We start from the raw sequence: 14,491 nt of genomic DNA on the forward strand, positions 1-14,491 counted from the left end.
ATTATCTTTCAACTAAAATGTGCGTGGCTTCGGATTTACGGATGGCAACGAGTACATTTGAGCTATGAATATGTATACCTATCGGGCCATTGAAAGGCGCTTTGTGCTTTACTTCGATCACCGTGCCCGGCAGCAAGCCCATTTCAAAGAATTTGGAAGGGAGTTCGAGCGCATTAAGCTGACGGATGGTGGCGGTTTCTCCTACGTTCATTCCATCAAGACTGAAACTTTTTTGCATTTTCTATGTTAAAAATAGTATATAAATATATATTCGTATTCGAAAAATATTTGCGTGTGCCACCAAAGATAACCAATTTAGATTGATTCTACGGTTTAAAGTTGTCACACTTTTGTTTTAAAATCAAAACATCGATGAGGATAGAAGAAGAACTCCATGTGAGAAAATTTGTAAGTGATTGGCAGCGAGCGACTGTCAATATTTTGTTTACTGCGGGATGGCTGGGGCTGATCTTGGAGAAGCGTGCGTCGAAAAAGGGTATAACGTTGCAACAGTTTAATGTATTGCGTATTTTACGCGGTCAGTTGCCGCAGGCGGCCACGAACAATTTGGTACGTTCCAGAATGATCGGGAATACGCCGGATATTTCCAGATTAGTCGATCGGATCGTTGCGAAAGGCCTCGTTTCGCGCGATAAAAATAAGGAGGACAAGCGGGCTGTCGACTTGTTTATCACGCAAAAAGGCTTAGATCTTCTCGAAGCAATTGAGGAAGATATGATGTTATCCGATGTATTGCCGCATAATATATCCGAAAAAGAAGCGGCGCAACTAAGTGAGCTTTTGGACAAGATGAGGGGAAATGCTGCATCAGATTATTAATGTACATGGCCGTGGTCATCATGGTTATGGTGATCGTGGTCATGATGGTGCTGTTCGTGTGGCGTTTTGTTTCCGTGGTCGTGGTCGTGGCTATCAAATAGGAAGTTTGCTAATGATACCAATACCCCTAAAAGAACGGCAATCATTTTTTTCTTATTAAATTTATGGTGGTCTGCGGATCCTGATTCAAACAAAATGGTGGTTGATATGTGCAGGAATATGCCGATAACAATAGCCATGATTTTGTCAAAGTATTTCGCTATATCGCCAATTTCTCCTTCGGATATACCTTTGCTCGTGAGAAAACCAAGCGGTGTCATGGCTGCAAAGAGAAGAATAAACGTACCTATTTGGGTTTTCGACAAACGTGTATTGAGTAGTAAGCTTCCTAAGGCGAATGCAGCAGGTACATGATGTATAGCAATCCCAAATACCAGTTGAGATTGATGGCCTGCCGCTAATGGCATGCCCTCCAAAAAAGCATGCAAACACAAGCTGACCATTATACCAAGTGGGAAGACGCCATGATTGTGGTGGTGTATGTGGCCGTGCTCTATGCCCTGCGAAAATTGTTCCAGAACAAGCTGAAAAAGAAATCCGCCCAGTACATAAAGTCCGATGACTTCAGGACTGGTGCTACTGGATAGGTATACGTGTGGGATAAGATGTAATACAGTGATCCCAAATAGATAGGCACCACTAAAGGAAAGAATCAGTTTAAGCAAACTGGTATTGTCCCGTCGAACAAAAAATACCGAAAGTCCGCTGATAAACGCCGAAACAAATAAGATACTGACAATGAGAAATGCGTTCATGCTGTTGGTGAAGTTGATGGGGTGTTCGTGTAGAATGAAGGAAAAAAGCGTTTGAACAGGTATCCGACCCCGACGCCTATCAAAATACCTAACAAGGCGCCACAGACGACGTCGATCGGATAATGCACCCCAACATATATTTGGGAAAAACTAATTAAAGATGCCCAGGTAACACACAGCCATAATGCATGCTTCCATCGCCTCCTAAAGAGCATGATCCAAAAGAACGCCATGGCAAAATGGTTGGTCGCATGTGACGACGTGAAACTGAACCCTGATCCACAACGAACCCGGATATTGACTTCATTTTTGAAGACCAAGTCGTTGCACGGTCTGATCCGTTTTACATTTTTCTTAATTAAATGAGAGGAAACGGCATCAGATAGACCAAAATTGGCCAAGGTAAAAGCTACGATAAGGATCCCCATCTTGCCATAATTTTTAATAAAAAATATGATAAGAAACAGATACAAAGGTGCCCAAGTGTAGGGATTTCGTAGTATAGGTAGCAACCAATCAAAAAAAGGATTACTTAATCCTTGGTTGATGACCAAGAACATTTCTTGGTCAAAATGAATGAGTTGATTTAACATAAATTCTAAACCTGAAAAATTATCCTTCAAAAGTAAAGAATAATTGGCAACAAAGCTGCGTGATATTTAAACGAAACTATGTTGCAACAAATGTACGCTTTAGTTTGCAAATGTGAAAGTTTTGTATGATATTTTAGGATATAAAGCTATTTTTACGCTTCAAATAATTGATTATGACACTTATTAAATCTATATCGGGTATTAGAGGTACAATCGGCGGCAGGCCAGGAGAAGGTTTGACACCTGTAGATGTTGTTAAATTTACGGCAGCGTTTGGAAAAATATTGATGCAGAAAACCGGGAATACTAAAATCGTCGTCGGTCGAGACGCCCGCTTGTCTGGTGAAATGGTTAGTAATTTGGTGGTGGGAACACTTCAGAGCATCGGTGCGGATGTCGTTAATCTAGGACTTTCTACGACGCCAACCGTCGAGTTGGCTGTTCCGATGGAACACGCGGCCGGGGGGATTATCTTGACTGCTTCGCATAATCCTGGGCAATGGAATGCGCTTAAGTTACTAAATAGTAAGGGTGAGTTTATTAATGATGAGGAAGGAAAAGAGGTATTGGCGCTGGGTGATAGCCTTGATTTTGATTTTGCCGAGGTCGACGATTTGGGTAAGGAAATACAAGACGACAGCTATTTGCAGAAACATATAGATGCTGTGTTGGCATTGCCTTTGGTGGATGTTGATGCGATTCGCCAGGCAAACTTTAAGATCGCGGTCGACGCCGTAAATAGTACGGGGGGGATTTTCATCCCGGCTTTGCTCGCGGCATTGGGCGTTGAAACGGTGTATCAGATTCATTGCGAGCCCAATGGGAAGTTTCCTCACAATCCAGAACCATTGAAAGAACACTTAACCGACTTGTCTAAGGCCGTGTTAGACAATCATGCCGATCTGGGGATCGCTGTTGATCCAGATGTGGATCGGTTGGTATTCATGATGGAAGATGGTGAACTTTTTGGCGAAGAATATACATTAGTGGCTGTTGCTGATTATATTTTGGCGCATACGAAAGGCAATACGGTGTCGAACTTATCGTCGACGCGTGCGTTGCGGGATGTGACACTGAAGCATGGTGGCGAATACTTTGCCGCGGCAGTCGGAGAGGTAAACGTGGTCACTAAAATGAAGGAGGTGAACGCCGTGATCGGAGGAGAGGGAAATGGGGGTGTCATTTATCCGGACTCCCACTATGGTCGTGATGCGCTCGTTGGCGTGGCAATCTTTTTAAGTCATTTGGCAAAGTTAGGCAAATCAGCTTCAGCGTACCGTGCGGAACTCCCGCAATATTATATGTCTAAAAATAAAATGACACTAACCCCTTCTCTGGATATTGACGGTTTGCTCAGCAAGATGGAGGAAAAGTATAAGGGTGAACAATATACCACGATCGATGGATTGAAGATTGATTTTGAGCACGAGTGGGTACATTTACGGAAATCCAACACCGAACCTATTATCCGCATCTACTCTGAAGGTCCTACTCCGGAAGCTGCTGAGGCAATTGCGCAAAAGATTATCCGCGACATGGAAGAAATAATTAACTAAAAAACGGGCAGTTAAAAACTGCCCGTTTTTTGTTATAGGTTATGCTTTCCATTTCCAGGCTAAAATACGAATACTTTTGTTTCCTTGTGTCATGGGAATAACCTGTATAGCTGGGGCTTTATGGTATTCTAAGATGGCCAACAATGGTTTTAGATTATCCTTGTCAGAAACGAGTGTCGTTATCCATCCTAGCTGCTGCTGGAAGTCCATGCTTTCGTAAATCATAGTGCGTATAAACTGCTTTTCACCACCTTCACACCACAATTCGTTCGGATGGCCACCAAAATTTTGTACCGGCAGCTTCCCTTTGTTTGCTGCTAGATTGTTAAATTTTTTGGTCGTCTTTTCCCAATTATGTGCTCTTGATTTAAAAAAGGGCGGATTGCACATGACGGCGTCTATATATTCTTCGGTCGCTAGTATGCCTTTAAAAACATGGGATCGATCCTCCTGTAAGCGTAATTCTATGTTGTTTTTTAAGTTGCCGTTTCCTTTTAAGATGGCTTTGGCATGATTTAATGCTCCTGCGTCTATATCTGTTCCCACAAATCGCCATTGATAGATACGCTGTCCTAAAATCGGATAGATACAGGAAGAGCCTGTTCCAATATCCAATACACGTGTATTGGCACCCGTAGGAACCTGCCCGTTATGGTCGGTAGCAAGTAAATCCGCGAGGTAATGCACATAGTCTGCTCGTCCCGGAATGGGGGGGCAGAGGCTATTTTTTAAAATCGACCAGTTGTCAATTTGGTAATACGTTTTTAATAAGCTTCTATTCAGCTCGTACACCGATAGGGGATTTGAAAAATCGATAGATTCTTTCCCGGCTGGCGTGGCGATTATATGGGAGCGGAGGTCTTTATTCACGGAAGCGAGTTTTTTCATATCGTATCCGCCTCCATGTAAATTTCTAGGATGTAGCGTATGCTGTTGTTTTGAATGAGACATAAGGCTATTTTATGCAAATGTAGCACAAAAATTGTTGCGATTTTCGGAAATGGGTATATTTACCGCAAGTTAAATCGCACGCCTTCTTATGGTAGAGTCAAATATCCTCTTAGTCATGCTGCTGTTCTTTTTTATGGCGATGCTTTTCGTCCTTAGTCAGCGTTTAAAAATCTCGTATCCTATTCTCCTGGTGATAGGAGGATTATTAATCTCGTTGATTCCCGGTGTGCCTGCTATCAGTTTGGATCCAAACATGATCTTTTTGGTATTTTTACCGCCGCTGTTGTTTGAGGCCGCTTGGTATACATCGTGGGATAACTTCCTGAAGTGGAGACGATCGATCTTGATTATGGGCTTTGGTTTAGTGTTCGCGACTTCCCTCGCTGTCGCGTATTTTTCAGTCGCCATCATTCCTTCGTTTACGCTGGCGTTAGGATTTTTGCTAGGAGGCATTATTTCGCCTCCGGACGCTGTCGCTGCGACCTCCGTATTGAAAGGAGTACATATGCCAAAACGTGGTATAACGATTTTGGAAGGTGAAAGTCTTGTCAATGACGCGGCTTCTCTTACCGTTTTTCGGTTTGCACAGGCTGCGATCTTGACCGGCAGTTTTGTTTGGCATGAGGCAGCTACTGAATTTTTTGTATTGGCTTTTATGGGGGTGGTTGTGGGATTAGTGATTGCGCATATCCTATACGTCTTTTTGCGCTATGTCGCCAAATCGTCCAATATTACGACACCCATCACCCTGATAGCACCCTATATCATGTATATTGTAGCTGAGCATTTCGAGTGGTCGGGTGTGCTGGCGGTAGTAAGTGGGGGGCTGTTCCTTTCTTATCGAGCGCAAGATTATATGAACCATCATACGCGCATACAAACCAAAGAAGTATGGGCAACGGTGGGTTTTCTATTAAATGGATTTGTATTTATTCTGATCGGTCTGGAACTGCCGGTTATTGTTAGCGGATTGGAAGGGTATTCCATGGGCGAAGCTATTGAATATGCGTTGTTGATTAGCGTCATTGTAATTGTGCTGCGTGTGTTGATGGTATATGCTTCCGCTTTTGTACCGCGTTTGTTTTTCAAACGTGTGCGAAAGCGGGAAAAGAGTCCGGGATGGAAGTTGCCGCTCGTGGTTGGTTGGGCCGGTATGCGCGGTGTTGTGTCGCTGGCATCTGCACTAGCAATCCCTTTGGCGTTAAATAATGGCGAGGCATTTCCGCATCGGAATTTGATCTTGTTTATCACGTTTGTTGTTATCCTGGTGACGCTCGTTTTTCAAGGGCTGACATTGCCAATCCTTATCAAATGGGTTCGTTTGGAAGAAGTGGATGTAGAAGTGCCCGAAAAGGTACAGGTGGAATCCATCCGTTTGGCGTTGGCCAAAGAGGCTATTGCGTATTTGGACAAACATTATGAAAAGGAAATGGCTCAATTTGAGACGATAGCTCGCGTGAAAGAACAGTATCAACGAAGTATCCGGGCTACTGAAGACGCATTGGATGAGGAGGCAAAAATACGCTTAAGCGGCGTCAGGGCACTGTATACGAAGGTAGCTTTGGAGCTGGTCAACGTGCGGAGAAATGGCTTGGAACGTTTTCGGCAGGAGAAACGTTTCGATAGCGAAATTATCCGGCAAATGGAACATAACCTGGATTTAGAAGAATCTCGTTTGATACATGGATAATGGCTGACTTTGACGTTAAAGAATTTTTAGATAAGAAGGTTCTGTTGTTTAATAGACCGGCTTTTATTGAAAATGACCCCATCTGCATTCCGCATCTATTCGATAAAAAAGAAGATATAGAGATCATGGGCTTTTTTGCCGCAATATTGGCCTGGGGCCAACGAAAGACGATCATTAATAAGTGCAAAGAACTCATTATGCGCTTCGGAGGGACGCCTTACGAATTTATACGGCAGCATCAAGACGAGGATTTGAAAAGTCTGCTCGGATTTAAACATCGAACGTTTAACGATACGGATCTTTTGTATTTTGTCTCTTTTTTGAGGTTTCATTATGCTCGATTCGATTCATTGGAAGATGCTTTTTTACTGGACGTACATGCTGGATCGCATTTTACCATGGAAAGAAGCTTAAACGAATTCAAGGCGTACTTCTTTTCTCTGCCGGACCATCCGATACGAACAAAGAAGCATATCAGCTCGCCCGCTCAAAAATCAAGTTGTAAGCGTTTGAATATGTTTATGAGATGGATGGTTCGGAAAGACGACGCCGGTGTAGACTTTGGTATTTGGACACGTATTGATCCTCGTCAGCTGATCTGTCCGTGTGATGTTCACGTCGAACGGGTAGCACGTCGGTTGGGCTTGATTCAATCGGATAAGGTCAATTGGAAAACGGCGTTAGAATTGACGGAGCATTTAAGACGTTTTGACGCTGCAGATCCGGTCAAATACGATTTCGCACTGTTTGGTATCGGAGTGGAAGGAGAATTGTAAAACATGTGAAGCGCTTCCGGGTAAATGATGCCGTGAACGGCGCTTCATCACGTATGATCAGGTGCGGTTTGCCAAACGGTGTAAAATATCAACCATTCGGTTGGAATAGCCGAATTCATTATCGTACCAGCCGACCACCTTGATCAATCCCCCGACGATGGACGTCAGTTGCGCGTCAAAAACACAGGAATATGGGTTGTTGATGATATCGACAGAAACAATCGGATCTTCTGTATAGTATAGAATCTCCCGGAGCGGACCCTGCGCGGCAGCATGGAATGCGGCGTTTATCTCTTCTACAGTGGTTTCTCGTTTTAACGTACAGGTGAAGTCCGTTAAGGAACCGTTTAAAACAGGAACACGAATTCCAGCGCCACCGAGTTTACCGTCTAAATGGGGAAAAACGCTGGTAATCGCTTTTGCCGCACCTGTGGTGGTCGGAATAATAGAGGATGATGCTGCCCGAGCCCTGCGCAGGTCGCGATGTGGCGCATCATGTAAGTTCTGATCTCCGGTCATGGAATGGACCGTCGTGATGTAGCCATCGTTGATCCCCCAATTTTCGTCCAAAATTTTTACCAGTGGTGCAACGTTATTTGTTGTACAAGACGCGTTGGAGAATAACGGCGTGCTCCAGTCAAAGGTTTCGTCGTTAATGCCTAAGACGACCGTCGGAACATCTTTGTCGGGAGAAGGGGCGGAAATGATCGTCTGTTTGGCTCCCGCTTGCAAATGTAGGCTCGCCTTGTCTTTACGTGTGAATAAGCCAGTGGATTCGACCACAACATCGATGCTTTGATCCCGCCAGGGTAAAGCCCCGGGATCTTTTTCGTTGTAAATGCGAATAGGCCGGTCGTTGACATAGATATATGTACCGTCGTAACGTACGTGTTCACTATAAGGACCGTGCACCGAGTCGTACTTTAACAGATGCGCTAAAGTTTCTGTATCGGTAAGATCGTTGATCGCCACGACCTCAAGCTGTTCACTTAGTGAGCGCCTATACACATTTCGTAATATGTTTCGGCCGATACGGCCGAAACCATTGATTGCTATTCTCATGACTTGGTAAACTCCGCTAACAGGAACTCGATTGTTTTCTCTCCATCCCAATTGTTTTTCAACTTGTTGTCGGATCCATATACATAGTTGGCTGGGAATTGTTTCGGTACGTGGAATTTTTGGATGAATTCTTGATTTCGGTCATACAACACCTCTACATTCGGTTTGTCGATCAGCTCTTTGCCAAACGTCTCTAAAAAAGAGGCCATTAATGCAGGATCGTTCATAGAAACAAAGTAGATATTCACGTCTGTCAGCTTAGCGTAGTTTTTAGCTAAAAGTCCGGTTTCGTGCTGGCAATGTCCGCAGTTCGGATCGAATAAGATAAAAACCGTATTTCGGCCGGAGGGGATGTCTGCTTGCGTAAAGCTAATGCCCGATTTCACTTTGTAAAATTTGAAATCTGGAATTTGTTTGGCGGCTTCTTTGGCCATAGGAGGGGCGGGTTGTGTTTGCTGCTCTGGCGCACTGCTTGCGTGTGCGCTCGTCGTCTCCTGCTGCGCCGATTCCGCTTGTTGGTTGGTTGTCGGGTTATTGGATTGGCAGGCTGTAAGTCCGGACAAAACAGCCAATAAAACACCGCTACATATATACTTCATTTGTTGTGATTTTTTGAAGATCAAACTTAGTTAAGATTTCATAAAAAAAGAAATATAAAGCCCCTATCATCGCTTGGTCGATTTTAAATGATACTAAAATGAAAAAAGGCTCTTCATGGTATGTGAAGAGCCTTTTTATGGGGTTATTCAGATTATGGCGTAATCACCTTCGGTGTTTGCGCTTTTTCTTCTGAAATGTGATTTCCTTTTCCGAGGTCGTAGACCGTAGGTGCAGCAAGAATAATGGAAGAATAGGTACCTACAACGATACCGATTAAAATGGCGAAAGAGAATCCACGGATAACTTCGCCACCAAAAATGAACAATACAACGAGTACGAAGATAATGGTCAGTGACGTAATCACCGTCCGGCTTAACGTGGTATTGATGGCATGGTTTATCACCTCACCAAAATTCTTATTATGCGCACCTGGCTTACTTAAATCTTCGCGGATACGGTCGAATACGACCACCGTGTCGTTTACAGAGTAACCCAATACGGTCAAAATAGCAGCAACGAAGTGCTGGTCGATATCTAGGGAGAAAGGCACAATTCCATCCAAGATGGAGAATAAACCCAATAAAATAATGCCGTCGTGTATCGTAGCTACTGCCGCGCCCACAGAGTACTGCCATTTGCGGAAACGTAAAAGAATGTAGCCAGCGATAATCAAAATGGAGAAGATGCCTGAATAAACTGCTCTCTCTTTAATATCTGTTGCTATAGATGGCCCTACCTTTTGAGAAGAAAGGATTTCGTGCTTACTGCCTGCTATTTTTGATAGCCCTTCGTTTAGTTTCGTTAAAACCTCCTGATCCGCTTCGTCACTCGTTTCATCGATATGGTAAGTTGTTGTCACGCGAACCTGGTTCTCACTTCCGAATGTTTTTACTTCGGTGGTAGAATTGAACGTTTCATCTAAATTTTTACGTACCTCTTCTAGGTTTACTGGCTGATCATACCGAACAGTATAGGTCCGTCCGCCTCTGAAATCAACCCCTAGCGAGAATCCTTTGGTGAAGATGGACGCGATACAGATGACCACCGCGATGATGGAGATTGCATAGAAAATTTTACGTTTTTTGATAAACTGATAGTTTGCGTTTAGCAACGTATTGGCAGACCAAGGGAAAGATACGGAAATCTTCATATCCTTATCTAACATGTACTCAAATATCAAACGAGAGATAAAGATGGAAGTAAACAACGAGGTAACGATACCAATCATCAAGGTTGTAGCAAATCCTAAGATTGGGCCGCTACCGAAAAAGAACAATACTAGGCCGACTAAAAACGTTGTGATTTGCGAGTCAAGGATCGACGGCATCGCATGTTTATATCCATCGGCAATAGCCTGACGGATACCTTTACCCATTCGAATCTCTTCGCGGATCCGTTCATAAATCAAGACATTGGCGTCTACGGCTGTACCCATAGTTAATACGATACCAGCAATACCTGGGAGTGTCAGCACCGCATTCAGGGATGCTAAAATTCCCATCAAAAAGAATACGTTGAATAATACCGCAATATTGGCGGCTAAACCAGCTCGGTTGTAGTAGGCAATCATAAAAATCATAACCACCACAATACCGATAACAGCGGAGTTAACACCAGCGTCGATGGCTGCTTGTCCTAATGAAGGTCCTACAATTGCTTCTTCGACAATTTTTGCCGTTGTTGGTAAACGACCGGCTTTTAATACATTGGCTAAATCTTTCGTATCTTCGATCGTAAAGTTTCCAGAGATCTGTGAACTACCGTTTGGAATTTCTTCATTTACAGATGGTGCGGAATACACCACGCCGTCCAAAACAATAGCAATAGCTTCTCTGTTTTGTGCTGCTTGCGCGGTGATTTTACGCCATTGGCGCGCACCTTCTGTGTTCATGTCCATGGACACGACCGGATGGTTTTGTTGGTCGAAATTATCACGTGCATCGGTGATTACATCACCTGTCATGACAGCGCCGTTCTCTAGGCCCGCAGTCTTAATCGCATACAATGATAAAAAGTTAGGCGTTTTCTGTTCAGGCTTCACGGCCCATAACAATTTTAAATTGCCAGGAATAGTAGCTCTAACTTCTGAACGGTTTAAATATTCGTTAACGCGAGCTGTATCTTTCAAGTTTGCAATACCAACCATTGGGCCAGGCATCAAGCTTGGTTGACCATTTTGACCGGCATACGTGGCTGGATTTAAGACCGCAAATAATGGATTGTTGGCCGCTAATTCTGCTGAAATAGCAGTCGAATCTGTGCTGTCCTTCTTCGCGGCTCCGAGGTTTGCTAATAAATTATCGTCACTTTTCGTGGTGTCGGTAGCAGAAGTATCCTTTACCGCCGCGTTGTTAGCAGCGGGAGCTGTTGCTTTGATGCTGGATGCCAGAATATTGTTGATGTTCTCCAACAACGGGTAAACCTGGAAATTGTCGTGTGTTTGGTAGAATTCTAATTTCGCAGATCCCTGTAGTAACTTGCGTACACGCGCTTCGTCATTTACACCCGGTAGCTCGATTAAGATACGATTTGTCCCTTGTTGAATTTGGATATTCGGAGATGCTACACCGAATTTGTCGATACGGGTGCGCAGTACTTTATATGAATTTTGAATGGCGTTGTCCGCTTCTTTGGAAAGGAAATTACGGACGTCGCTTTCTGAACTCGTCGCTTGGATTAATGCGGCATTGTCTTTGGTTGCAAAGAAACTTGCTAAAGGCGTTGCCGCACCGGATGCTTTATATTCGTCCACGAATAGATCGACCACGCTTTTATTAGCCGATTTGCTTTTTTGAACGGCCGCCTCAAGTGCATTGTTAAACTTTTCGTCTTTGGGTTTATTAGCCAGGTTCTTGATGAGTTCGTCCAAAGAGATTTCCATAGTAACGTTCATCCCGCCTTTAAGATCCAGACCTAAGGCTAGTTCATGTGCTTTAGCCTCCCTGTACGTGAACTTTGCAAGTCCCAAATTATAAACCTCTTCACCAGCCATGGAATCCAAATATGCTTTTTCTTTGGCCATATCGCCTTTAGCATACTCCGCAGCATCTCGTTCAACTTTTCGTGTAACAAATGTGAATGATAGGGAATAGAGGCATGCTATTGACACCACTATTACCAAAAATTTAATCAGCCCTTTACTCTGCATTGTCTGTATTCGTGTATTTGTTTGATATAGTTTATATTATTTTTCCTTACGATTTAGCTTAATAATACTTAGCCAAGATTCGCAAAGGTATAAAAATTTTGTAGAAAGAAAACATAATTCTACAGATATGCAAACAAAAATTACAAATACAAATACGGGGAAAGTGTACATAAAAAATAAGGTCTATATCGTGCGGATATAGACCTTAATTTGTCGTGCTGCTGGCGGATTATTTTAATGTAAATTTGAATCCCAATGTAAACCGCGCAGGTTCAAAATTGGAATTATGCGACAGATTCCACCAAGGTTTCCAGTCGAAATGGAATGCGATCGGCGCTGAAGGAATTTTATATTCCAAACCGGCAGCCGGACGGATTGCGAAATCTACGTGGTCATCATCGTCCCAACGGTCATCATGCCAATATCCACCATGGTCGACAAAAGCTAATTGAGGTCCAACCCCCACGTACCATCCTAAACCGTTCGTGCCCGGGAATTGCCTATTGTACGAATAGTCAACTCCTAATACGGTAATGTTGTCCCCGAACAACACCTGTGCATTACCTGCGTTTGCGCCTCCAAATGAATGTTTGATTTGTGGACCAAACAAGGTTTCACCATCACCCAAATCAATACCTAGCCCTAAAGCGGTTCTATAAGGGGTTTGCGCATTGGCTTGTTGGACACCGAGTGTTAAGAATGTAGCAGCTAATACGGATAAAAATACTTTTTTCATAGTGTTACTTATATGATTTCATTATCCCATCGATTTTCGAAAGGGATGTTTGTTTTGGGGTTGTATGCAAATAGTTTGCCAAAACAAATTAGATTGATTCAAAAAAAGTAATCTTGACCGCGCAAATATCTTATTTAATCTAAGTGTCATCGTTTGATAAAAAACTTTAATTTTTTGATAAATTCAAGTAAAATCGTAAATTTGCCTGGCAAATAGAAACTCCTAAGATATTTGCCATATGCAATTAGACCCACAAAAATTCGTAGCTGAAGGACTTACATACGACGATGTTTTATTAATCCCAGCGTATTCTGAAATTTTGCCTCGTGACGTCGATACGAGCACAAACCTGACAAAGAAAATCAAATTGAATATTCCGCTCGTTTCGGCCGCAATGGATACGGTAACGGGCGCTGACTTGGCAATTGCTATCGCACAAGCCGGGGGCATTGGCATGTTGCACAAGAACATGACGATCGACGAGCAGGCTGCCGAAGTAAGAAAGGTTAAGCGTTCAGAAAGTGGCATGATTCAGGATCCCGTTACCTTGTTGGAGGGGGCAACAGTCGGCGATGCATTTAAAATTATGAAGGATCACAAAATCGGTGGTATACCGATTGTAAATGGTTCGGGAAAGTTGGTGGGCATTGTCACTAATCGTGACTTACGTTTCCAAAAAGACATGACCAAGCCAATTAATGAGTTGATGACGAAGACGAATTTAGTCGTTGCACCTGAAGGAACGGATTTGATTCAAGCGGAGGAGATTTTACAGAACCAAAAAATAGAGAAGTTGCCTGTGGTCGATGTGGATGGCAATTTAAAAGGGTTAATCACTTTTAAAGATATTCAAAAGTATAAACACTATCCCAATGCGGCAAAAGATAGTCATGGACGTTTGCTGGTAGGCGCCGCGGTAGGTGTTACAGCGGATACCATCGATCGGGTCAGCGCATTGGTAAAAGCAGGTGTTGATGTCGTGACGATTGACACAGCTCATGGACATTCTAAAGGCGTGCTTGAAAAATTAAGAGAGGTTAAAGCAGCCTTTCCAGAGCTTCAGGTTATTGTCGGAAATATTGCAACGGGTGCAGCTGCATTGGCATTGGCTGAGGCGGGCGCAGATGCCGTAAAGGTCGGGATCGGGCCAGGATCCATCTGTACAACACGCATTATTGCGGGAGTAGGAGTTCCGCAGTTGTATGCTGTTTACGAAGTCGCGAAAGCACTGAAGGGATCGGGAGTACCTGTTATCGCGGATGGCGGAATTAAACAAACAGGAGATATTGCAAAGGCTATTGCCGCTGGTGCTGATACAATTATGGCAGGCTCGTTATTCGCGGGTGTGGAAGAGGCGCCGGGTGAAACGATTATCTACGAAGGACGTAAGTTTAAATCGTATCGTGGGATGGGATCATTAGAAGCCATGGAAAAAGGATCGAAAGATCGTTATTTCCAAGACGTGGAAGATGATATTAAAAAATTAGTTCCTGAAGGTATTGTAGGGCGTGTTCCTTATAAAGGAACGTTGGCTGAAGTTGTATATCAATACATCGGAGGATTGAAAGCATCTATGGGCTATTGCGGTGCGCCGACGATCGAACGTCTAAAGGATGCACAATTTGTCAAAATAACCGGTGCAGGCTTGCGGGAGTCACATCCACACAATATCTCGATAACTAAGGAAGCTCCGAATTACAACAGTAGGGGGTAGTTTGATTTTG

General features: G+C 43.5%; 13 protein-coding genes. 5 read left to right on the plus strand and 8 right to left on the minus strand.

The window, feature by feature from the left end; all coding sequences use genetic code 11:
* Position 1: 1 nt before the first annotated feature.
* A complete protein-coding gene (locus ACFSR5_RS03290; RefSeq protein ID WP_380900686.1) occupies positions 2–238 on the minus strand; it encodes a FeoA family protein in 237 nt (78 codons plus the stop codon).
* Positions 239–372: 134 nt separating this feature from the next.
* Here ACFSR5_RS03290 and ACFSR5_RS03295 point away from each other — a divergent pair, with 134 nt between their 5' ends.
* Positions 373–840: a MarR family winged helix-turn-helix transcriptional regulator gene (locus tag ACFSR5_RS03295; protein WP_380900688.1), complete on the plus strand. Its 468-nt coding sequence runs from the start codon at positions 373–375 to the stop codon at positions 838–840.
* On the opposite strand, the gene ACFSR5_RS03300 is transcribed toward ACFSR5_RS03295, so the two are convergent.
* Positions 837–1,655, minus strand: coding sequence for a ZIP family metal transporter (locus ACFSR5_RS03300; protein WP_380900690.1), 819 nt, complete (start codon positions 1,653–1,655; stop codon positions 837–839). The genes ACFSR5_RS03295 and ACFSR5_RS03300 overlap by 4 nt on opposite strands.
* Complete coding sequence (locus tag ACFSR5_RS03305; protein ID WP_380900692.1) at positions 1,652–2,248, minus strand: phosphatase PAP2 family protein; 597 nt, start codon at positions 2,246–2,248, stop codon at positions 1,652–1,654. Before ACFSR5_RS03305 ends, ACFSR5_RS03300 begins: the two co-directional genes overlap by 4 nt.
* Before the next feature lie 173 nt (positions 2,249–2,421).
* Between ACFSR5_RS03305 and glmM the strand changes: the two genes are divergently transcribed.
* Positions 2,422–3,804, plus strand: a complete 1,383-nt coding sequence (glmM, locus tag ACFSR5_RS03310) for a phosphoglucosamine mutase (RefSeq protein ID WP_380900694.1) — start codon at positions 2,422–2,424, stop codon at positions 3,802–3,804.
* A 39-nt stretch (positions 3,805–3,843) separates the two neighbouring features.
* Here glmM and rlmF read toward each other — a convergent pair whose 3' ends face one another.
* Complete coding sequence (gene rlmF / locus ACFSR5_RS03315) at positions 3,844–4,755, minus strand: 23S rRNA (adenine(1618)-N(6))-methyltransferase RlmF (RefSeq protein WP_380900696.1); 912 nt, start codon at positions 4,753–4,755, stop codon at positions 3,844–3,846.
* Positions 4,756–4,843: 88 nt separating this feature from the next.
* Between rlmF and ACFSR5_RS03320 the strand changes: the two genes are divergently transcribed.
* Positions 4,844–6,445: a Na+/H+ antiporter gene (locus ACFSR5_RS03320; protein WP_380900698.1), complete on the plus strand. Its 1,602-nt coding sequence runs from the start codon at positions 4,844–4,846 to the stop codon at positions 6,443–6,445.
* The gene (locus ACFSR5_RS03325) at positions 6,445–7,221 is read left to right on the plus strand and encodes a TIGR02757 family protein (protein ID WP_380900700.1); all 777 of its coding nucleotides are present in this window, start codon (positions 6,445–6,447) and stop codon (positions 7,219–7,221) included. The genes ACFSR5_RS03320 and ACFSR5_RS03325 overlap by 1 nt, the downstream gene beginning before the upstream one ends.
* Positions 7,222–7,278: 57 nt before the next feature.
* Here the strand turns inward: ACFSR5_RS03325 and gap are convergent, their stop codons facing one another.
* The 4 genes from gap to ACFSR5_RS03345 form a co-directional block, all read right to left on the minus strand.
* Entirely contained in the window at positions 7,279–8,283 is a 1,005-nt protein-coding gene (gene gap / locus ACFSR5_RS03330; protein ID WP_380900702.1) for a type I glyceraldehyde-3-phosphate dehydrogenase, read from the minus strand.
* A complete protein-coding gene (locus tag ACFSR5_RS03335) occupies positions 8,280–8,882 on the minus strand; it encodes a peroxiredoxin family protein (RefSeq protein ID WP_380900704.1) in 603 nt (200 codons plus the stop codon). The genes gap and ACFSR5_RS03335 overlap by 4 nt, the downstream gene beginning before the upstream one ends.
* Before the next feature lie 152 nt (positions 8,883–9,034).
* Positions 9,035–12,031, minus strand: a complete 2,997-nt coding sequence (secDF, locus tag ACFSR5_RS03340; RefSeq protein ID WP_380900706.1) for a protein translocase subunit SecDF — start codon at positions 12,029–12,031, stop codon at positions 9,035–9,037.
* A gap of 229 nt (positions 12,032–12,260) precedes the next feature.
* On the minus strand, positions 12,261–12,767 hold the full coding sequence (locus ACFSR5_RS03345; RefSeq protein ID WP_380900708.1) for a hypothetical protein: 507 nt from the start codon (positions 12,765–12,767) through the stop codon (positions 12,261–12,263).
* Positions 12,768–13,005: 238 nt separating this feature from the next.
* On the opposite strand from ACFSR5_RS03345, the gene guaB reads away from it, so the two are divergent.
* The gene (gene guaB / locus ACFSR5_RS03350) at positions 13,006–14,481 is read left to right on the plus strand and encodes an IMP dehydrogenase (protein ID WP_380900710.1); all 1,476 of its coding nucleotides are present in this window, start codon (positions 13,006–13,008) and stop codon (positions 14,479–14,481) included.
* Positions 14,482–14,491: the final 10 nt, after the last annotated feature.

It is taken from the genome of Sphingobacterium suaedae, from assembly GCF_042684625.1.
Classification (GTDB): domain Bacteria; phylum Bacteroidota; class Bacteroidia; order Sphingobacteriales; family Sphingobacteriaceae; genus Sphingobacterium; species Sphingobacterium suaedae.

What these genes read in the sequence shown, in the direction of transcription:
- ACFSR5_RS03290 (WP_380900686.1), bottom strand. Translation starts at nt 238, where the DNA reads ATGCAAAAAAGTTTCAGTCTTGATGGAATGAACGTAGGAGAAACCGCC.
- ACFSR5_RS03295 (WP_380900688.1), top strand. Translation starts at nt 373, where the DNA reads ATGAGGATAGAAGAAGAACTCCATGTGAGAAAATTTGTAAGTGATTGG.
- ACFSR5_RS03300 (WP_380900690.1), bottom strand. Translation starts at nt 1,655, where the DNA reads ATGAACGCATTTCTCATTGTCAGTATCTTATTTGTTTCGGCGTTTATC.
- ACFSR5_RS03305 (WP_380900692.1), bottom strand. Translation starts at nt 2,248, where the DNA reads ATGTTAAATCAACTCATTCATTTTGACCAAGAAATGTTCTTGGTCATC.
- glmM (WP_380900694.1), top strand. Translation starts at nt 2,422, where the DNA reads ATGACACTTATTAAATCTATATCGGGTATTAGAGGTACAATCGGCGGC.
- rlmF (WP_380900696.1), bottom strand. Translation starts at nt 4,755, where the DNA reads ATGTCTCATTCAAAACAACAGCATACGCTACATCCTAGAAATTTACAT.
- ACFSR5_RS03320 (WP_380900698.1), top strand. Translation starts at nt 4,844, where the DNA reads ATGGTAGAGTCAAATATCCTCTTAGTCATGCTGCTGTTCTTTTTTATG.
- ACFSR5_RS03325 (WP_380900700.1), top strand. Translation starts at nt 6,445, where the DNA reads ATGGCTGACTTTGACGTTAAAGAATTTTTAGATAAGAAGGTTCTGTTG.
- gap (WP_380900702.1), bottom strand. Translation starts at nt 8,283, where the DNA reads ATGAGAATAGCAATCAATGGTTTCGGCCGTATCGGCCGAAACATATTA.
- ACFSR5_RS03335 (WP_380900704.1), bottom strand. Translation starts at nt 8,882, where the DNA reads ATGAAGTATATATGTAGCGGTGTTTTATTGGCTGTTTTGTCCGGACTT.
- secDF (WP_380900706.1), bottom strand. Translation starts at nt 12,031, where the DNA reads ATGCAGAGTAAAGGGCTGATTAAATTTTTGGTAATAGTGGTGTCAATA.
- ACFSR5_RS03345 (WP_380900708.1), bottom strand. Translation starts at nt 12,767, where the DNA reads ATGAAAAAAGTATTTTTATCCGTATTAGCTGCTACATTCTTAACACTC.
- guaB (WP_380900710.1), top strand. Translation starts at nt 13,006, where the DNA reads ATGCAATTAGACCCACAAAAATTCGTAGCTGAAGGACTTACATACGAC.